Below are 18826 nucleotides of genomic sequence, written 5' to 3' on the forward strand. Positions count from 1 at the left end.
CCCTCAGTCTTCCGCACCCGCCGCGCCGCCCGCGCCGCCCGCCGCGACCCGGGCGCGCACCGCGGCGCCGACCAGGCCGGCGAAGAGCGGGTGCGGCCGGGTCGGCCGGGAGCGCAGCTCGGGGTGCGCCTGGGTGGCGACGAGGTAGGGGTGGACCTCGCGCGGGTACTCCACGAACTCGACCAGCTTGTCGTCGGGCGAGGTGCCGGAGAAGACCAGGCCGGCCTTCTGCTCCAGCTCCGTGCGGTAGGCGTTGTTCACCTCGTAGCGGTGCCGGTGCCGCTCCTCGACCAGGGCGGCGCCGTCGTAGGTCTCGCGGACCACGGAACCCTCGGCCAGCTTGGCCGGGTAGAGCCCGAGCCGCATGGTGCCGCCCAGGTCGCCCTCGCCGGCCACGATGTCCAGCTGCTCCTCCATGGTGGAGACCACCGGGTGGGCGACGGCCTTGTCGAACTCGGTGGAGTTCGCCTCGGGGAGGCCGAGCAGGTTCCTGGCCGCCTCGATGACCACGCACTGGAGGCCCAGGCAGAGGCCGAGCAGCGGCACCCGGCGCTCCCTGGCGAACCGGATGGCGGCGATCTTGCCCTCGACGCCGCGCTCGCCGAAGCCGCCTGGGACGCAGATCGCGTCGCAGTCCCCGAGCTGCCGCTCGGCGCCGCCCGGCGCCAGGCAGTCCTCGGAGGTCACCCACTTGATGGTGACCCGCGCGTTGTTGGCGAAGCCGCCGGCCCTGATCGCCTCGGTGACCGAGAGGTAGGCGTCCGGCAGGTCGATGTACTTGCCGACCAGGGCCACGGTGACCTCGTGCTCGGGGCGGTGCACCCGGCGCAGCAGGTCGTTCCACTGGGTCCAGTCCACGTCCCGGAACGGCAGGTCGAGGCGGCGCACCACGTAGGCGTCCAGGCCGCCGGCGTGCAGCACGGGCGGGATGTCGTAGATCGACTTGGCGTCGATCGCGGCCACCACGGCGGCCTCCTCCACGTCGCACATCAGCGAGATCTTGCGCTTGATGGCGGTGGGCACCTCGCGGTCGGCGCGCAGCACGATGGCGTCCGGCTGGATGCCGATGTTGCGCAGCGCGGCCACCGAGTGCTGGGTGGGCTTGGTCTTCAGCTCGCCGGACGGGCCGATGTAGGGCAGCAGCGAGATGTGCGTGACGAAGACGTTGTCCCGGCCGACCTCGTGCCGCACCTGGCGGACCGCCTCCAGGAAGGGCAGCGACTCGATGTCGCCGACGGTGCCGCCGACCTCGGTGATGACGACGTCCACGTCGTCGGTGGCCATCCGCTGGATGCGGTGCTTGATCTCGTTGGTGATGTGCGGGATCACCTGCACCGTGTCGCCGAGGTACTCGCCGCGCCGCTCCTTGGCGATCACGGTGGAGTAGATCTGGCCGGTGGTGACGTTGGCGCTGCCGTCCAGGTCGACGTCGAGGAAGCGCTCGTAGTGCCCGATGTCCAGGTCGGTCTCGGCGCCGTCGTTGGTGACGAACACCTCGCCGTGCTGGAACGGGTTCATCGTGCCGGGGTCGACGTTCAGGTAGGGGTCCAGCTTCTGCATGGTGACGCGCAGGCCGCGGGCCTTGAGCAGGGCACCGAGGCTGGAGGCGGTGAGCCCCTTGCCGAGCGACGAGGCGACCCCGCCGGTGACGAAGATGAACTTGGTCGTCTTGGTCGTCGAAGAACTGGGCGGCATGGCCAACGCGGGGCTCCCGTGGTCGCGAGGTCGGATGCTCGACGGACCCGCTCGGGCTGCTGCCGGGGGTGCCATCGGTCAGTGTTCGAAGGTTTCGTTTGCCTCCGGTCCACGGGCTACCAGGGTAACAGCGAAGGTGCGACACAAAGCGCCCAAGGGGTCCGCAGCGAAGCCATTCGACATTTGCCGACTAATGCGAACAAGGGCACCCGGGCCCCCGGACGGGTTCGCCAGGTGTCCAGCGGAAGGCCGAAGCACGTCGTATCCTGCCTGGACGCCGGAATGGGCGAGGAAATTCCGCACGTCCCACGGGGGGCGGCGCTGTTCGACTGGAGTGGCAAGTGGCCGGGCGCATCGAGGACTACGCACTGGTCGGCGACATGCAGACCGCCGCGCTCATCTGCCGGGACGGATCGGCCGACTGGCTGTGTCTGCCCCGCTTCGACTCCCACGCTGTCTTCGCCGGACTCCTCGGTACCGAGGAGCACGGTTTCTGGCGGATCGGCCCGGCGCACGGCCGGGACATGCCGGCGCCGCCGGCCAACCGCCGGCGGTACGTGGGGGACTCGCTGATCCTTGAATCGGAGTGGGACACCCCAAGAGGCACCGTGCGGGTGACGGACTTCATGCCGCCGCGCGGCGAGGACCCGCCGCAGCTGGTGCGCATCGTGGAGGGGGTCAGCGGTCGGGTGCCGATGCGCTCCGCGCTGCGGATGCGTTTCTCCTACGGCTGGGTGGTCCCCTGGGTGCACAAGGTGGACGACCGGACGGTCGCGGTCTCCGGGCCGGACTCCGTCTGGCTGGACACCTCGGTCGACACCTACGGCAAGGATCTCACCACCTACGCGGACTTCACCGTCGCCGCCGGCGACCGGGTCGCGTTCACCATCACCTGGCAGCCCTCGCACAAGGAGGCGCCGCCGGTCGCGCACCCCGAGGAGGCGCTGGCCGCCACCCGGACGTTCTGGGACGACTGGGTCGCCCAGTGCACCTACCACGGCCCCTACCGGGAGGCGGTGGTCCGCTCGCTGATCACGCTGAAGGCGCTGACCTACGCGCCGACCGGCGCCGTGGTGGCCGCGCCGACCACCTCGCTGCCGGAGGAGATCGGCGGCTCGCGGAACTGGGACTACCGCTTCACCTGGCTGCGGGACGCGGCCATAACGCTTTCCTCGCTGCTGCGCACCGGCTACCACGAGGAAGCCAGGGCGTGGCGCGAGTGGCTGCTGCGCGCGGTCGCCGGCGACCCGCAGAACCTCCAGATCATGTACGGCATCGCCGGCGAGCGTGAGCTGGCCGAGGCCGAGCTGAGCTGGCTGCCCGGCTACGAGAACTCCCAGCCGGTCCGGGTCGGCAACGGCGCCGCCGGCCAGCTCCAGCTGGACGTCTACGGCGAGGTCACCGAGGCGCTGCACCTGGCGCACATGACGGGCCTGGCCCGCAACGACCACGCCAACCTGCTCCAGCTGAAGCTGATCAGCTACCTGGAGGAGCACTGGGACGAGCCGGACGAGGGGATCTGGGAGGTGCGCGGCCCGCGCCGGCACTTCGTCCACTCCAAGGTGATGGCCTGGGTCGCGGTGGACCGCACCGTCAAGCTGATCGAGTCGGGCGAGGTGGACGGCCCGCTGGAGCGCTGGCGGGAGCTGCGGGACGAGATCCACCGCGCGGTCTGCGAGCACGGCTACGACGCGGAGCGCAACACCTTCACCCAGTCCTACGGCTCCAAGGAGCTGGACGCCTCGCTGCTGCTGATCCCGCAGATGGGCTTCCTGCCGCCGGACGACAAGCGGGTGATCGGCACCATCGAGGCGATCCAGCGGGAGCTGTCCACGTTGGACGGCTTCATACTGCGCTACCCGACGGCCGGCGAAGAGGCCGGCGTGGACGGCCTCGAGGGCGACGAGGGCGCGTTCCTGGCCTGCTCGTTCTGGATGGCCGACGACCTGGCGATGATCGGCCGGGTGGACGAGGCCAGGAAGCTCTTCGAGAAGCTGCTGGCGCTCCGCAACGACCTGGGCCTGCTGGCCGAGGAGTGGGACCCGCGCCGGATGCGGCAGGTCGGGAACTTCCCGCAGGCCTTCAGCCATGTGCCGCTGATCGACACCGCGCTGCGGCTGACCGCCTCCGGCGCCTACGGCGGCTGACGCGCGGGCGCGGTGGCCGGCCGGGCCGGTCACCGCGCCCGGCCGGTCAGCCGGTCTGCTGCACGGAGACGTAGTCGATCAGGTAGGAGTGGCCCGGTTGGGTGGCCGCCGTGGGGGTGGCGTGCCCGGCGACCCCGTCCGGGAAGGCGCCGCCCATGGCCAGGTTCAGCAGCACGAAGTGGCCGTGATCGGTGGCCGCCGCCCAGGTGGCGGCGTCCATGTCGGCGGAGCTGACCTGGTGGTACTGCGTGCCGTCGAGGTACCAGCGCAGGTACTCGGTCTCCCCGGTGCGGTCCAGCTCGATGGCGTAGGTGTGGAAGCCGGTGCCGCAGGAGTCGCAGGGGGTGGAGGCGCCCAGGCCCTGGGTCTCGTTGCAGGGGCCGCCCGGGTTCACCCCGCAGTGCAGCACGCCCCAGACCTGGCCGAGGCCGTTGACGTTCTCCATGATGTCGAACTCGCCGATGCCCGGCCAGTTCCAGTAGTCACCGCGGAACTCGGCGCCCAGCGTCCAGAACGCCGGCCAGTAGCCGAGCGCCGCCTCGCCCGAGACGTTGGGGAGTTGGAGGCTGGCCTCGATGCGCAGCGTCCCGCCGTCGGGGGCCGCGAAGTCGCTGCGCTGGGTCTCGATCCGGCCGGAGGTCCAGGTGTCGCCGTCGCGCAGCGCGGTGATCTTCAGGTGGCCGGCGCCGTCCAGGCTGAGGTTCTCCGGCCGGTCGGTGTAGGTCTGACGCTCGCCGGTGCCCCAGTTGGGCGGCCCACCCGGGTAGCCGGTGCCGGTGTCGATGATCCAGTCGGCGCCGGGCGGGCTGCCGGCCGGGCCGTCGAAGTCGGCCCGGAAGACCTCGACCAGCGGCTGCGGGCCGGCCTCCGGGCTGGCCTGGCCGGCGCTGGCGGGCGCGCCGGTGGCCAGCGCCACCAAGGTGGCGCCCACCGCGGCCAGGGCGGCCAGCGTCCCACGCCGGCCGGTAGGGATTCTGCTCATGACATTTCACTCTTCCGTGTGGGGGATGGAAGTGCCGTGTAGGGCTTGGCTGTTCGGTACTTCTCCGGAGCGAGTGAACGCCCGCACCGCGCGTTCCGGCCGGTGTGAGAGCGCTCTCATGCCGTGCCTCTGCACAGTGCCGCCGGTCGCCTGTACCGTCAAGGGGCCGTACGAGACAAGAGGATGTGAAGGTGCCCGCTCCCCACCCCACCCTGGAGGCCGTGGCGGCGCACGCCGGGGTCTCCCGGGCCACCGTGTCCCGGGTCGTCAACGGCACCCCTGGGGTGCGTCCGGAGTTGCGGGAGAAGGTCAAGCGCTCGGTGGCCGAGCTGGGTTACGTGCCCAACAGCGCGGCCCGCAGCCTGGTGACCCGGCGGACCGGCGCGGTGGCCGTGGTGATCGCCGAGCCGGAGACCCGGGTCTTCGCCGACCCGTTCTTCGCCCGCCAACTGCGCGGGATCAGCCGCGAGTTGTCCGCCAACGACCTGCAACTGCTGTTGCTGCTGGTGGAGGACGAGGCGGACTACCAGCGGGTGGGGCGCTATCTGGCCGGCGGCCACGTGGACGGCACGCTGATGTTCTCGCTGCACGCCAACGACCCGCTGCGCGGCATCGCCGCGGCCTCCGGGCTGCCCACGGTCTTCGGCGGCCGGCCCTGGTGGCCGGAGTGGGAGCGGGACGCCTCGCTGGTCTATGTGGACACCGACAACCGGGACGGCGCCCGGCAGGCGGTCGGCCATCTGCTGGACACCGGCCGCCGCCGGATAGCGGTGATCACCGGCCCGCTGGACCAGACCTCGGCGGTGGACCGACTCGCCGGCTACTGCGACGCGTTGGGCGTCACCGAGCCGGAGCCCGCGCTGCACGCGCACGGCGACTTCACGGTGGACGGCGGCGCCGCGGCGATGGCCAGACTGCTGGCCCACTCCCCCGCCCCGGACGCCGTCTTCGCCGGCAACGACCTGATGGCCACCGGCGCGCTGCGGGCGCTGCGGGCGCACGGCCTGTCGGTGCCGGCGGACGTCGCGGTGGTCGGCTACGACGACCTGGAGCCGGCCGCCTGGGCCGATCCGCCGCTGACCACCGTCCGGCAGGACATCGCGCGGATGGGCGAGATCATGGCGTCGCTGCTGCTGCGCAGCCTCAACGCGCCGGAAAGTCCGCCCGCTTCGGTGATCATCCCGACCGAGCTGGTGGTCCGCGCCTCGGCCTGAGCCGGCCCGCCCCGGCGGTCGCACACCTCAGCCGGCGGCGCCTCGGGCGCGGGTGGGTCGCGGAGCGGCCTGGCGGGCCGTACCGGTCAGCCTCCCCTAGCGAACGGCGGTCAGCTCGTCGTAGACGCTCAACACCTGTGCCACCGTGGTGTCCTCGGTCGGCCAGGTGCGCGCCTGGGTGGGGCCGGCGATCGCCAGGGCGGCCCGCCGGTCCGGGTCGTCCAGCAGCGCGTTGACCGCGGCGCCCAGCGCGGCCGGCTTGCCGTAGGGCACCAACACCCCGGCGTCGCCCACCACTTCGGGGATGCCGCCGACGGCGGTCGCGACCAGCGGCACGCCACGCCGCAGCGCCTCGTCGACCAGCGGCGGGCGGCCGGCCCAGCGGGCGGCGAGCAGCGCCAGGTCGGCGATGGGCAGCAGCTCGGCGGGCGCCTCGCCGGGCGCCAGCAGCCGCACCGGGAGGCGCTGCCGCTCGATCCGGCTGAGCAGCGCGCGGTCCTGCCCGCCACCGGCGAGCGCCAGCAGCGGCTGCGGCAGCCGGTCCCGCCAGTAGCGGCTGGCGTTGAGCAGCAGGTCCAGGCCCGGGTCCCGGCCCGGGTCATGGCTCGGGCGGGTGGCGGCGACCAGCAGCGGGCGGTCCAGCGCGCCGAGGTCCGCGCGGAGCTTGGCCCGGTGCGCCTCGGCCATCCGGTCGGCGTGTGGGGAGCGGCGCGCGGAGGTGAGTGCGACCGGCGCGAGCCGCGCGTCGCGCGCGCCCCGCTGGCGCGCCCGATGCACCAGGTCGGAGGTCGCGCCGAGCACCACCGTGGCGGCCCGGGCCACCAACCGTTCGGTGATCGCCCGCAGTTGGGCGGCGGGGCCGACCTGCGTCGAGCGCGCGTGCCAGGTCACCACCAGCGGCACGGAACGGCCGCGCAGGGCCAACGTGGCCAGCATCCCGGCGCGTATGCCGTGCGCGTGCACCAGGTCGGCGTCGGCGCAGGCCATCCGCAGCAGCCGGACGGCGGCCAACGTCGCCCCGCTGGGCAGCGGCACGAAGCGGGCGCCGGCGGCGGCGAAGCCGTAGCGGCGCTCCGCCGAACCGGCCGCGCCGACCGTGACCGCGAGCCCCCTGGCGGCCAACCCGGCGGAGAGCGAACGGACATGGCTGCCGGTCCCGACGCTGCCACTGCCCAGGAGCTGCACCACGTGCAACGGCGCGCCTCGGCGCGGCGGTTGGGGCGTGCTGCTCACGGCCACCTCTCGTTCGCTGGAGTGCGCTGACCACGCCGCTCGGCCTGGTCGCTGCCGCCGGCGGCCGGCCGCCGACACCCCAGCCTACGTCGTCGCGCACAGCGATCTCGCGTTCGCGGGGAGTGGCAACGGGCTTTAGGATGCCAGCCCGCACCGGATCGCGGTAGCACCGGCCACCCGCACGGGCTAGGAACGGGCCGGCCGGCGTGGCGGGCCGGCCCGCCGGTCAGCGCCCCCGCTCGCGCAGTTGCGCCGCGGCGGTCGCCAACAGCTCCTCGGCGTGCGCCCGCGCCAGCTCGGAGTCCTCCTGCCCGGCGAGCATCCGGGACAGCTCCCGCACCCGCCCCTCGCCGTGCACCGAGCGCACGCCCGAGCTGGTGACCGTGCCGTCGTTGGTCTTCTCCACCACCAGGTGCCGGTCGGCGAAGGCGGCGACCTGCGGCAGGTGGGTGACGACCACCACCTGGGCGGCGTCGGCCAGCCTGGCCAGCCGCCGGCCGACCTCGACGGCGGCCTTGCCGCCGACGCCGGCGTCCACCTCGTCGAAGAGGTAGGTGGGCACCGGCGCGGCCTCGGCGAAGACCACCTCGACGGCGAGCATCACCCGGGACAGCTCGCCGCCGGACGCGCCCTTGGCGATCGGCCGGGGCGGGGCGCCGGGGTGCGGGGCCAGCAACAGCTCCACCTCGTCGGCGCCGTGCGGCCCGAAGTGCACCGGCCGGCCGTGCAGTTCGATCAGGTCGTCGGCCGCGTCCGCGGCGCCGCCCTCGGTCTGCCGCACCGCGACGCCCACCTGGGCGTGCGGCATGGCCAGCTGGGTCAGCTCCTCGGTGACGGCGTCGGCGAACCGCTTGGCGGCCTGGCCGCGCGCCTCGCTCAGGGCGAGCGCCAACTCGGTCAACTCGCGGCGCAGGCCGTCACGTTCCGCGGTCAGCTCGTCGATCCGCTCGTCGTCGCCGTCCAGCTCGGCGAGCCGGGCGGCGCCCCGCTCGGCCCAGGCCAGCACGGCACCGGCGCCGTCCGGCGAGCCGTCGCCGTACTTGCGGACCAGTCCGGCCAGCACCGAGCGGCGCTCCTCGACGGCCGCCAGCCGGCGCGGGTCGGCCTCCAGGCCGTCCGCGTAGCCGGCCAACTCACCGGCCGCGTCACCCAGCAGGATGCCGACCTCGCCCAGCCGGTCGGCCAACTCGGCGAGCGCCCGGTCGTGTTGCCTGACCCCCTCCAGCGCCCGGTGGGCGCCGGCGACCAGGGTGACGGCGTCCATCCCCTCCGGGTCGGCCGGATCGCCGGTCAGCGCGCCGTGCGCCTGGGCCGCGGCCGAGGCGAGGGCCTCGACGTGGCCGAGCCGCTCGGCCTCGGCCGCCAGCTCGGCGTCCTCGCCCGGCCGCGGCTCGACGGCGGCGATCTCGTCCAGGCCGAACCGCAGCAGGTCGGCCTCCTGGGCGCGTTCCCTCGCCCGGGTGGTGATCTCGGCCAGCTGACCGGCGACCTCGCGCAGCCGCCGGTAGGTCTCCTGGTAGGCGGCGAGCGGCCGGGCGACGGCGTCCCCCGCGTACCGGTCCAGCGCCTCCCGCTGCCGGGCCGGGCGCAGCAGCCCCTGCTGGTCGGTCTGGCCGTGCACCGCGACCAGCTCCTCACCGATCTCGGCGAGCAGCCCGTTGGGCACGGATCTCCCCCCGACGTGGGCCCGGGAGCGGCCCTCGGCGGAGACGGTGCGGCTGACCAGCAGCGCCCCGTCGTCGAGTTCGGCGCCGGCCTCCGCGGCCCGGAGCGCCGCCGGGGCGTCCGCCGCCAGCGCCAGCCGGCCCTCGACCACGGCGGCCGGGGCGCCGACGCGTACGTAGCCAGCGTCGGCCCGGCCACCGAGCAGCAGCCCGAGGCTGGTGACCACCATGGTCTTGCCCGCTCCGGTCTCACCCGTCACAGCGGTGAAGCCGGAGGACAGCTCGACCACGGCGTCATCGATCACGCCCAGGCTCTTGATCCGCATTTCCTCCAACACGGATACGACCATACGAGGTTAACCGGGCCCGTGGCGACGACGGGGCCCGAACATCAGTGCGGAGCCCCACGCCAGCCGGCGACCGGCAGCGCGAACTTCGCCACCAACCGGTCGGTGAACGGCGCCCGGTGCAACCGCGCCAACCGCACCGGCACGGCACCGCGCCGCACCTCGATCCTGGCCCCCGCCGGCAGATCCACGCTGCGCCGCCCGTCACACCACAGCACCCCCGTCCCGGTGTGCTGGCCCACCTCCACGGCCAGTATCGAGTCCGGCGCGGTGACCAGCGGCTTGGCGAACAGGGCGTGCGCCGAGATCGGCACCATCAACAGCGCCTCCACCTCCGGCCAGACCACCGGCCCACCCGCCGAGAACGCGTAGGCCGTCGACCCCGTGGGAGTGGCACAGACCACCCCGTCCCCGCCGAAACCGGACACCGGTCGGCCGTCCACCTCGATCACCAGCTCAAGGAGGCGTTCCCTGGCCGCCTTCTCGACGGCCGCCTCGTTGAGCGCCCAGTCGGTGTGCCGCAGCTCGCCGTCCGCCAGTACCGTGACGTCCAGCGTCATCCGCTCCTCGACCTCGTACCGGCGGGCCACCACCCGGTCCACCAGGTGCTCCAGGTCGTCCCGCTCCGCCTCGGCGAGGAACCCCACCCGGCCCAGGTTGACGCCGAGCATCGGCACCCCGGAGGCGCGGGAGAACTCGGCGCCGCGCAGCAGCGTGCCGTCGCCGCCCAGCACCACCAGCAGCTCGCAGCCGTCCAGCGCCGGCCCCTCGCGCTCGGCCCGGGCGACCCGCTCCACCTCGTCCGGCAGCGACAGGTCGGCCGCCTCGTCCGCCAGCACCCGCACCCCGATGCCGTGCGCCAACAGCCCGGCCACCACCCGTTCGGCGCTGCGCACCGCGGCCGGCCGCCCCGTGTGGGTGAGCAGGAACACGGTGCGCTGGCTGGCTTCGCTGGTCACTGTGGGCCCTCCGTCACGGCATGGTGCACCTGTGCCGGGTCCACCTCGGGAGCCCCGGCGCGCAGCCAAAGGAAGTATTCAACATTGCCGGACGGGCCCGGCAGCGGGCTCGCGGTCACGCCCAGCGTGCCGAGCCCCAGCTCGGCGGCGCGCCGCCCGACCGCGAGCACCGCCTCCTCGCGCAGCCGCGCCGACCGCACCACCCCACCGCTGCCCAGCCGCTCCCGCCCCACCTCGAACTGGGGCTTGACCATCAACACCAGGTCCGCGTCCGGCGCCGCGCAGGCCAGCAACGCCGGCAGCACCAGCCCCAGCGGGATGAACGACAGATCGCCCACCACCACGTCCACCGGCCGGCCACCGATCTGGTCGAGCGTCAACTCCCGCACGTTGGTCCGGTCCTTGACGATGACCCGGTCATCGGCCTGGAGCGACCAGGCGAGCTGGCCGTAGCCGACGTCCACCGCGATCACCCCGGCCGCGCCGGCCCGCAGCAGCACGTCGGTGAAGCCGCCGGTGGACGCCCCGGCGTCCAGCGCCAGCCGCCCCGCCACCCGCAGCCCGAGCGGCGTGAACGCGGCCAGCGCGCCGGCCAGTTTGTGGCCGCCACGGGAGACGTAGTCCGGGTCCCGCGCGTCCTCCCGGACGACCAGCGCGGCGCTGGTGGCCACCTGGGTGGCGGGCTTGCTGGCCGGGTTGCCGTTGACCGTGACCCGCCCGGCCTCGATGAGGCCGCGCGCGTGGTCGCGGGACCGAGCCAGCTTGCGGCGCACCAGCTCCGCGTCAAGCCGGCTGAGCCGGCGCTGTGTCGCTGCCACGGGGGCGTTCAGCTCCTGGTGGGGTGAGGGCCCGCCCCTGGGGTGGGCGGACCGGCGGGCTGGTCGAGGGCGGCCAGCGTCCGCCGCAGGCCGTCGTGCACATCCTCGTACACCGCCAGATGACCGCCGACACCGAGTTGGTCCACGTCGGGCAGCCGGGCCAGCGCGGCGTCCACCGGGCCGTGCCCGGTGGGCCGCGTCCCGACCCCCAACGGCCGCGGCCCGTCCGCCTCTTCGGCCGGCGGCGCGGCCACCGCGCCCCCAGGAGGTCCCGGGGACGCCGGCCCCGCGCCGGCCTCGTCCCCCGAGTCCACGGCACCGGGCGCCACGGTCGCCGCCTGGTCTTCGGACGCGGCAGTCCCAGCGGACGCCGCGGTCCCCGAAGTCCCCGACGTCTCGGCGGTGGGCGCCACGACCCCGGCCCGCTCCGGGTGCTCCCCCGGCGCGGGGGACCCGACGCCCGGCGCCGCGGTCCCAGCGGACGGCGCGGACCCGTCAGCCGCCGCGCCGCCGGCGCGGCGCGGCGGACTGGGCGCCGCCGGCGCCGCGGTCGCTGGGGGCGCCGCAGGCACCGCGGCCGACTCTCGTGGATGCGCGGGACACATGCCCCCGACGCTACCGGGTCGCCCCCCGCCAGCCACGCGGCGCCGCCGCACACCCGGCCCACCGACCGGCCGTCACCACCCCAGCGCGGCCAACGCCGGCGCCAGCGCCGCCCGGTCGGCCGACCCGGCCGGCCCCGCCGACCACACGGCCGCGCACAACGCCCGCAGGCCGTCCAGCGGATCGCCCCCCTCGGCCGGCCGCACCACCGGCCGGCCGCCGGCCGCGGACGCCCACCAGCCGCCGCAGCCGAAACCTTCCCCCTCCACGGTCACCTCCGGGTGCGGAACCAGCAGCCCGCGCAGGTCGGCCGCGAGATAGGTCGGCCGGTGCCGCGGCTCGGCCGCCAACAGCAGCGCCGGGTCGGTCACCCCGGTGAAGACCAGCAGCGAGTCCACGCCACCCGCCCAGGCCCCCTCGATGTCCGTGTCCAGCCGGTCCCCCACCACCAACGGCCGCCGCGCCCCGGTGCGCAGCACCGTCTCCCGGTGCATCGGCGGCTGCGGCTTCCCCGCCACCACCGGCTCCCTGGTGTGCCCGCTGGCGATCCGCACCACCTCGACGGCGGCGCCGTTGCCCGGCGCGATGCCCCGGCCGCTGGGAATGGTCAGATCCGTGTTGGAGGCGAACCACGGCACCCCCCGGTTGACGGCGAGCGCCGCCTCGGTGAGCACCCCCCACGGCAGCTCCGGCCCGCCGTAGCCCTGCACCACCGCCGCCGGGTCGTCGTCGGCCGAGTCCACCGGGGTCAGGCCACGCTCGGTCAACGCCACCCGCAGCCCCTCCCCGCCGGCACACAGCACCCGCGCCCCGGCCGGCACCCGCTCGGCGATCAGCCGAGCCACCGCCTGCGCCGAGGTCACCACCTCGGCCGGCTCGGCCGGCACCCCCAGCTCGGTGAGGTGCCCGGCCACCGTCCGCGGCGTACGGGCGGCGTTGTTGGTGACGTAGGCGAGCCGCATGCCCGCCGCCCGCGCCGTCGCCAACGAGGCGACCGCGTGCGGCACGGCGGCCCCGCCCGCGTAGACCACCCCGTCCAGATCGAGCAGCGCGGTGTCGTAGGCCCGGTGCAGCGGCTCCGGAGAACCGGCCGGGCGCGTCCTGGGATCGTTCGTTGAGTGAGCCATCACGCCGATGATCGCGCACCCGCTTCGGGCTTACGATGCCAGGATGCATGTAGCGGGCCTCACCCTCGCCCCGTTCCACGCCGTGCGCTACCAACCCCAGCGCGTGCGCGACCTGGCCGCCGTCACCTCACCCCCCTACGACGTGGTCGTCAAACCCGACGGCCTGCACCGCCTCGAAGGCGCCGAGCCGCACAACGTGGTCCGGCTCATCCTGCCGCAGGGCGCCGACCACGCCGCCGCCGGCGCCCGCCTCCGGCACTGGCGCGCCTCCGGCGTGCTCACCGCCGACCCGCGGCCCGGCCTCTACGTCTACGAACAGCGCCTCGCCGGCCGACCAGGCGACACCGGCGTCCTGCAACGCGGCCTGCTCGGCAGCCTCGCGCTGTCCCCACCCGAGGCCGGGGTGGTGCTGCCCCACGAGGACGTGCTGGCCCAGGTCGTCGAGGAACGCACCGCGCTGACCCGCAGCACCGGGGCCAACCTCGAACCCCTGCTGCTCTCCTACCGCGGCCGGCCGGCGGGACCGGCCGCCACCGCCGTCGAACGCGCCACCCGGGGCCGTCCGTTGCTCGCCGCCACCACCGCCGGCGGCATCGAGCACCGCGTCTGGCCACTCCACGACCCGGCGGAACAGGCCGCCATCAACACCGAGTTGGCGCAGCACCGGGCGCTGATCGCGGACGGCCACCACCGGTGGGCCACCGCCCTGCGACTCTGCCGCGAACACGGAGGCCAAGCCCCCTGGGACCGCACCCTGGTGCTGCTCGTGGACACGGCCCGCTACCCGCTGCGGGTGCAGGCCATCCACCGGGTGCTGCCCTGGCTGCCGCCGGCCGCCGCGCTCGCCCGACTGGCCGGCGCCTTCCGCGCCCGGCCGGTGCCGGGACCGCTGGCACCCGCCCTCGACCAGCTGGCCAACACCCCCGGCAACGCCTTCCTGTTGGCCGGCCCCGACGCCTCCGGCAGGACCACCCACCACCTCATCGACCGCCCGGCGCCCGACCTGCTGGCCCGCACCGTCCCGCGCGACCGGCCAGCCCGCTGGCGGGAGTTGGACGCCACGGTGCTGCACGCCACGCTGCTCGACGCCCTCTGGCGCCCCCGCCCCGAGGACCCGGGCAGCCACACCGTCCGCTACCTGCACGACGCGCCCAGCGCCCTCCAGCAGGCCGAAACGCTGGGCGGCAGCGCCGTGTTGCTCCGCCCGGTCGCCGAGGAGACGGTGCGCTCCCTCGCCGAGGCCGGCGTGCTGATGCCACAGAAATCCACCTCCTTCGGCCCCAAACCGGCCAGCGGACTCGTGCTGCGCGACCTCGCCGACGAGACGCCAGGCACGATTGCCGAGCCAACTTAGGGCAGGCTAACCTCCCTCCAGTCCCCACAGTGACTTGGAGTTCCATGCGCGGCCACCCGTACACCCGACACCACCCGCAGCTGGGCGAGTTCACCCTCTGGCCGGTCGAACCCAGCGTCGACACCCCCCTGTTGCACCGCTGGCTCACCCATCCCAAGGCCGTCTACTGGATGATGACCGAGGCCAGCGTCGAGGACGTGCGGCAGGAGTACGAGACCATCGACGCCGACCCGGCGCGCGCCGCCTACCTCGGCCACCACCGGGGCGAACCGGCCTTCCTCGTCGAACGCTACGACCCGGCACGGGACCCGGTCGGCGAGACCTACCAGGTCCGCGAAGGCGACGTCGGCATGCACTTCCTGGTCGCCCCGACCGACACCCCGCTGCGCGGCTTCACCCTCGCCGTGATCGACACCGTGATGGAGCTGCTCTTCGCCGACCCCGCCACCCACCGCGTGGTCGTCGAACCCGACACCGGCAACCACGCCGTGCACCGCCTCAACGAGGCGGTCGGCTTCGTCCCCCACGGGGACGTGCGACTCCCCGACAAGACGGGCCTGCTGAGCTTCTGCACCCGCGACCAGTACCTCGCCACCACCAGCCAGCGACTCCCCGGAGCAGCCCGATGACCCTCCCCCACGACCCCGTCGCCCACCTCGCGGCCGAGCCCTGGGCGCGGGCCAACCGGCTGCTCGTCCGCAAGGCCCTCGCCGAGTTCTCCCACGAACGGCTGCTCACCCCCGAGCTTCGGCCCGACGGCCACTACGCGGTGCGCAGCGACGACGACACCGTCACCTACCGGTTCGCCGCCCGCCCCCTCAAGCTGGACCACCTGCTGATCGACCCGGCCACCATCACCCGGCAACGCGGCGACGAGTCCCTTCCGCTGGACGCCCTGGACCTGATCCTGGAGTTCCGCACCTCGCTCGGCATCAGCGACGACATCCTCCCCGTCTACCTTGAGGAGATCACCTCCACCCTGGCCAGCTCCGCCTACCGGCTGACCCACCGCCAGCACGACCCGGCCGCGCTGGCCCGCCAGGACTTCCAGACCATCGAGGCCGGGATGTTCGAGGGCCACCCCTGCTTCGTCGCCAACAACGGCCGACTCGGCTTCACCTCCACCGAGTTCCACGCCTACGCCCCCGAGGCCGGCGCCCCGCTGCACCTCGTCTGGCTGGCCGCCCACCGCGACCACGCGACCTTCACCGCCGCCGCCGACCTGGACTACGAGCAGCTGATCGCCGGCGAGCTGTCCGCCGAGGAACGCGCCACCCTCGCCGCCCGGATGACCGAACGCGGCCTCGACCTCGACGACTACTACCTGCTCCCCGCCCACCCGTGGCAGTGGCGACACAAGATCTCCGTCACCTTCGCCGCCGAGGTCGCCCAACGCCGGCTGGTCTACCTGGGCACCAGCCAGGACCGGTACCGCGCCCAGCAGTCGATCCGCACCTTCTTCAACCTCGACCACCAGGAGAAGCACTATGTGAAGACCGCCATCTCGGTCCTCAACATGGGCTTCGTCCGCGGCCTCTCCGCCCGCTACATGCGGGTCACCCCCGCCATCAACGACTGGCTGGCCGACCTGGTCGACGGCGACAAGACGCTGGCCCGCTACGGCTTCGGCATCATCAGGGAACGCGCCGCGATCGGCTACCACCACCCCTACTTCGAGGCCGCCGCCAAGAAGAACTCCTCCTACCTCAAGATGCTCGCCGCCCTGTGGCGCGAGAGCCCGCTGCCCCAGCTCCGCCCCGGCCAGCGCCTGGCCACCATGGCGTCCCTGCTGCACGCCGACCCGGAGGGCCCCTCCCTCGTCGGCGGCCTCATCGAGGAGTCCGGCCTGCCCCCGGCACAGTGGCTACGCCGCTACGTCGACGCCTACCTGGTCCCGCTGGTCCACTGCGCCTACGCCCACGACCTGATGTTCATGCCGCACGGCGAGAACGTGATCCTGGTCCTGGAGAACGGCGTCCCCGAACGCATCCTGATGAAGGACCTCGCCGAGGAGATAGCCGTCCTCAACGAGACCGCCGAACTCCCCGAGGACGTTCAGCGCATCCGCTTCCCGGCGCCCCGCGAGGACATCTGGCCGCTGACGGTCTTCACCGACGTCTTCGACTGCGTCTTCCGCTTCCTCAGCGCCATCATGGTCAACGACGACCTGCTGGACGAGGAGACGTTCTGGCGGACGGTGGCCGAGGCCGTCACCGACTACCAGCGCTCGGTCCCCGAACTGGCCGAGAAGTTCCAGCGGTACGACCTCTTCGCCGAGGGCTTCCACCGGGTCTGCCTCAACCGCCTCCAGCTGCGGAACAACCAGCAGATGGTCAACCTGGACGACCCAGACGAGGACGAGTCCCATCTGGTCGGCACGCTCGACAATCCGCTGGCCGCCCACCGCCCGCGGGGTCAGTCCTCGTCCGCCTGATCCGGGTCCAGCGCGTCGACGAACTCGATGCCGTCCAACTCCGCCAGCCGGTCGGAGGCGTTGGTGGTCCCGCCCTGGTCCGCTTCGAGGGCCTTGGCGAACCAGTCCCGCGCCTCCGACTCCCGGCCGACGGCCAACAGCGCGTCGGCGTAGGCGTAGCGCAGCCGCGCGGTCCACGGGTGCACCGCCGTGGAGCCCAGCTCCGAACTCTGGAGCGTCACCACGGCGGCCTCCGGCTGCCCGAGGTCACGCCTGGCCCCGGCGGCCACCAGTCGCATCTCGACCTGGCCGGCCCGGTCCAGCTGCTTCACCTCGGGCTCGCCGGCCATCGCCAGCGCCCGCTCCGGCCGGCCGATGCCGCGCTCGCAGTCGGCCATGATCGGCCACAGGTGCGTGCTGCCGGTCATCCGCTTGGCCGCCCGGAAGTCGTTCAGCGCCTCGCCGTACTTGGCGACCCCGTAGGCGGCGAACCCGGCCGCCTCCCGCACCGCGCCGACCCGCGAGGCCAGCCGCAGCGCGGTCCTGGAGTACGCGTAGGCCCGCTCCGGATCCTCGTCCAACAACTTCGCCACCATCACCAGGTTCTTGGCGACGTCCTCGGCGAGCGTCTTGGGCAGGCTCATCAGCTCCTGCCGCACCGAACGGTCGATCTCCTGGCCCGTCACATCGTCCGGAATCGGCAACCGCCGATGGGCCGGCCGATCCGACCGGTCCCGGTCGTCCCGCCGGAACCCGCCACCGCGGTCATCGCGCCGCGGCCCACGGCCCCGGTCCCGGTCCCGGTCCCGGTCATCACGCCGGTAGCCGCCGGGCCGGTCGTCGCGGCGGAAGCCGCCACCGGGCCGGTCGTCGCGCCGGGGACGATCATCCCTGCGGAAGCCACCACCGGACCGGTCATCGCGCCTCGGCCGGTCGTCACGCCTCGGCCGATCGTCCCTACGGAACCCACCGTCGCGGTCATCCCGCCGGGGACGGTCGTCCCGACGGAAGCCACCACCCGACCGGTCATCCCGCGCGGGACGGTCATCACGGCGGAACCCACCACCGGACCGATCGTCACGCCTCGGCCAATCATCCCTACGGAACCCACCATCGCGCCCCTGATCGTCACGGCGGAAGCCACCACCACGATCGTCGCGCACGGGCCGGTCATCACGCCGGTAGCCGCCGGCCCTGTCGTCGCGGCGGAAGCCGCCACCGGGCCGGTCGTCCCGCCTCGGCCGATCGTCCCTACGGAACCCACCGTCGCGGTCGTCCCGCCGAGGGCGGTCGTCCCGACGGAAGCCACCACCCGACCGGTCATCCCGCGCGGGACGGTCATCACGGCGGAACCCACCACCGGACCGATCGTCACGCCTCGGCCGATCGTCCCTACGGAACCCACCGTCCCGGCCCCGGTCGTCACGCCGGAAACCACCGTCCCGGTCATTCCGCTGGGGACGGTCATCCCGCCTCGGGCCGTCGTCCCTGCGGTAGCCGCCGGGCCTGTCGTCGCGGCGGAAGCCGCCACCGGGCCGGTCGTCACGCCTCGGCCGATCGTCCCTACGGAACCCACCGTCGCGGTCATCCCGCCGGGGACGGTCGTCCCGACGGAAGCCACCACCCGACCGGTCATCCCGCGCGGGACGGTCATCGCGCCGGAACCCACCACCGCGCCCGCCCGTGCCGTGCCTCGGCCCGGATCGGTCGTCATCACGCCGGAATCCCGAACGTGAACGGTCGTCACGACGTCCACCGGTATCGCCGCGCCCGCGCGAATCGCGATCCGGCCTTTCCGAGGAACGGTCGTCGGAAGAGTCAGACATCGCCGTGACCCCTACCTTTCCCAAACCACTGCATTACTGCTGCTAACTCTACGGACAACAAAAAAGGACCTCTGGCCCCCAGCCAGTACGCTGGGGAACCAGAGGTCCCATCAATGATTGTTCGGCGGCGTCCTACTCTCCCACACGGTCCCCCATGCAGTACCATCGGCGCTGAAGAGCTTAGCTTCCGGGTTCGGAATGTAACCGGGCGTTTCCTCTCCGCCATGACCACCGAAACACTAGTGAAGTGCTCCAACGAACAAGCGCACTGTTCAGTTAGAAGGCACAACAAGTATGGTGATTGAAATTCATTTGAATTCACAGTGGACGCGAGCATCTATGGACAAGCCCTCGGCCTATTAGTACCGGTCAACTCCACCCATTACTAGGCTTCCATCTCCGGCCTATCAACCCTGTGGTCTACAGGGAGCCTTACCCCATCAA

The 18826-nt window shown here is 73.4% G+C and carries 14 protein-coding genes, 2 rRNA genes and 1 pseudogene; 5 read left to right on the plus strand and 12 right to left on the minus strand.

Annotated elements, in window-relative coordinates; all coding sequences use genetic code 11:
• Positions 1–3: 3 nt before the first annotated feature.
• Entirely contained in the window at positions 4–1695 is a 1692-nt protein-coding gene (locus RM844_RS26675) for a CTP synthase (RefSeq protein WP_311669954.1), read from the minus strand.
• A gap of 341 nt (positions 1696–2036) precedes the next feature.
• Here RM844_RS26675 and RM844_RS26680 point away from each other — a divergent pair, with 341 nt between their 5' ends.
• Entirely contained in the window at positions 2037–3842 is a 1806-nt protein-coding gene (locus RM844_RS26680) for a glycoside hydrolase family 15 protein (protein WP_311669955.1), read from the plus strand.
• A gap of 46 nt (positions 3843–3888) precedes the next feature.
• On the opposite strand, the gene RM844_RS26685 is transcribed toward RM844_RS26680, so the two are convergent.
• Entirely contained in the window at positions 3889–4824 is a 936-nt protein-coding gene (locus tag RM844_RS26685) for a glycoside hydrolase family 16 protein (RefSeq protein ID WP_311669956.1), read from the minus strand.
• A 191-nt stretch (positions 4825–5015) separates the two neighbouring features.
• On the opposite strand from RM844_RS26685, the gene RM844_RS26690 reads away from it, so the two are divergent.
• On the plus strand, positions 5016–6038 hold the full coding sequence (locus tag RM844_RS26690; protein WP_394814600.1) for a LacI family DNA-binding transcriptional regulator: 1023 nt from the start codon (positions 5016–5018) through the stop codon (positions 6036–6038).
• 96 nt (positions 6039–6134) lie between these two features.
• Here the strand turns inward: RM844_RS26690 and RM844_RS26695 are convergent, their stop codons facing one another.
• From RM844_RS26695 to RM844_RS26720, 6 genes are all read right to left on the minus strand, one after another.
• On the minus strand, positions 6135–7271 hold the full coding sequence (locus RM844_RS26695; protein WP_311669958.1) for a glycosyltransferase family 4 protein: 1137 nt from the start codon (positions 7269–7271) through the stop codon (positions 6135–6137).
• Positions 7272–7497: 226 nt separating this feature from the next.
• Positions 7498–9285 (minus strand): DNA repair protein RecN, encoded by a 1788-nt coding sequence (recN, locus tag RM844_RS26700; RefSeq protein ID WP_311669959.1) that lies wholly within the window; start codon positions 9283–9285, stop codon positions 7498–7500.
• A 41-nt stretch (positions 9286–9326) separates the two neighbouring features.
• Positions 9327–10241 carry an NAD kinase gene (locus RM844_RS26705; protein ID WP_311669960.1) on the minus strand — a complete coding sequence of 305 codons (915 nt, stop codon included), beginning with the start codon at positions 10239–10241 and terminating at the stop codon, positions 9327–9329.
• A complete protein-coding gene (locus tag RM844_RS26710) occupies positions 10238–11059 on the minus strand; it encodes a TlyA family RNA methyltransferase (protein ID WP_311669961.1) in 822 nt (273 codons plus the stop codon). Before RM844_RS26710 ends, RM844_RS26705 begins: the two co-directional genes overlap by 4 nt.
• A gap of 8 nt (positions 11060–11067) precedes the next feature.
• On the minus strand, positions 11068–11388 hold the full coding sequence (locus RM844_RS26715) for a hypothetical protein (RefSeq protein ID WP_311669962.1): 321 nt from the start codon (positions 11386–11388) through the stop codon (positions 11068–11070).
• Positions 11389–11736: 348 nt separating this feature from the next.
• Positions 11737–12789: an HAD hydrolase-like protein gene (locus tag RM844_RS26720; protein ID WP_311669963.1), complete on the minus strand. Its 1053-nt coding sequence runs from the start codon at positions 12787–12789 to the stop codon at positions 11737–11739.
• 43 nt (positions 12790–12832) lie between these two features.
• Here RM844_RS26720 and RM844_RS26725 point away from each other — a divergent pair, with 43 nt between their 5' ends.
• The 3 genes from RM844_RS26725 to RM844_RS26735 are packed head-to-tail and all read left to right on the plus strand — an operon-like array spanning position 12833 to position 16577.
• A complete protein-coding gene (locus RM844_RS26725; protein ID WP_311669964.1) occupies positions 12833–14143 on the plus strand; it encodes a DUF1015 domain-containing protein in 1311 nt (436 codons plus the stop codon).
• A 44-nt stretch (positions 14144–14187) separates the two neighbouring features.
• Entirely contained in the window at positions 14188–14772 is a 585-nt protein-coding gene (locus tag RM844_RS26730; RefSeq protein ID WP_311669969.1) for a GNAT family N-acetyltransferase, read from the plus strand.
• On the plus strand, positions 14769–16577 hold the full coding sequence (locus RM844_RS26735) for an IucA/IucC family protein (RefSeq protein ID WP_311669965.1): 1809 nt from the start codon (positions 14769–14771) through the stop codon (positions 16575–16577). The genes RM844_RS26730 and RM844_RS26735 overlap by 4 nt, the downstream gene beginning before the upstream one ends.
• Here RM844_RS26735 and RM844_RS33770 read toward each other — a convergent pair.
• The 4 genes and pseudogenes from RM844_RS33770 to RM844_RS26755 form a co-directional block, all read right to left on the minus strand.
• Positions 16559–17260: a hypothetical protein gene (locus tag RM844_RS33770; protein WP_311669970.1), complete on the minus strand. Its 702-nt coding sequence runs from the start codon at positions 17258–17260 to the stop codon at positions 16559–16561. The genes RM844_RS26735 and RM844_RS33770 overlap by 19 nt on opposite strands.
• Positions 17261–17386: 126 nt before the next feature.
• A pseudogene (locus RM844_RS33775) lies at positions 17387–17944 on the minus strand (DEAD/DEAH box helicase); the annotation flags it as partial.
• 557 nt (positions 17945–18501) lie between these two features.
• Positions 18502–18618: ribosomal RNA gene (gene rrf, locus RM844_RS26750) — 5S ribosomal RNA — on the minus strand.
• Positions 18619–18721: 103 nt separating this feature from the next.
• Positions 18722–18826, minus strand: a 23S ribosomal RNA gene (locus tag RM844_RS26755); the annotation flags it as partial.

Origin of the sequence: Streptomyces chisholmiae (genome assembly GCF_031845445.1) — a bacterium.
Classification (GTDB): Bacteria; Actinomycetota; Actinomycetes; order Streptomycetales; family Streptomycetaceae; genus Streptomyces; species Streptomyces chisholmiae.

Coding starts and splice junctions, on each gene's coding strand:
- RM844_RS26685 (WP_311669956.1), bottom strand. CDS start 4,824: ATGAGCAGAATCCCTACCGGCCGGCGTGGGACGCTGGCCGCCCTGGCC.
- recN (WP_311669959.1), bottom strand. CDS start 9,285: ATGGTCGTATCCGTGTTGGAGGAAATGCGGATCAAGAGCCTGGGCGTG.
- RM844_RS26730 (WP_311669969.1), top strand. CDS start 14,188: ATGCGCGGCCACCCGTACACCCGACACCACCCGCAGCTGGGCGAGTTC.
- RM844_RS26720 (WP_311669963.1), bottom strand. CDS start 12,789: ATGGCTCACTCAACGAACGATCCCAGGACGCGCCCGGCCGGTTCTCCG.
- RM844_RS26725 (WP_311669964.1), top strand. CDS start 12,833: ATGCATGTAGCGGGCCTCACCCTCGCCCCGTTCCACGCCGTGCGCTAC.
- RM844_RS26675 (WP_311669954.1), bottom strand. CDS start 1,695: ATGCCGCCCAGTTCTTCGACGACCAAGACGACCAAGTTCATCTTCGTC.
- RM844_RS26735 (WP_311669965.1), top strand. CDS start 14,769: ATGACCCTCCCCCACGACCCCGTCGCCCACCTCGCGGCCGAGCCCTGG.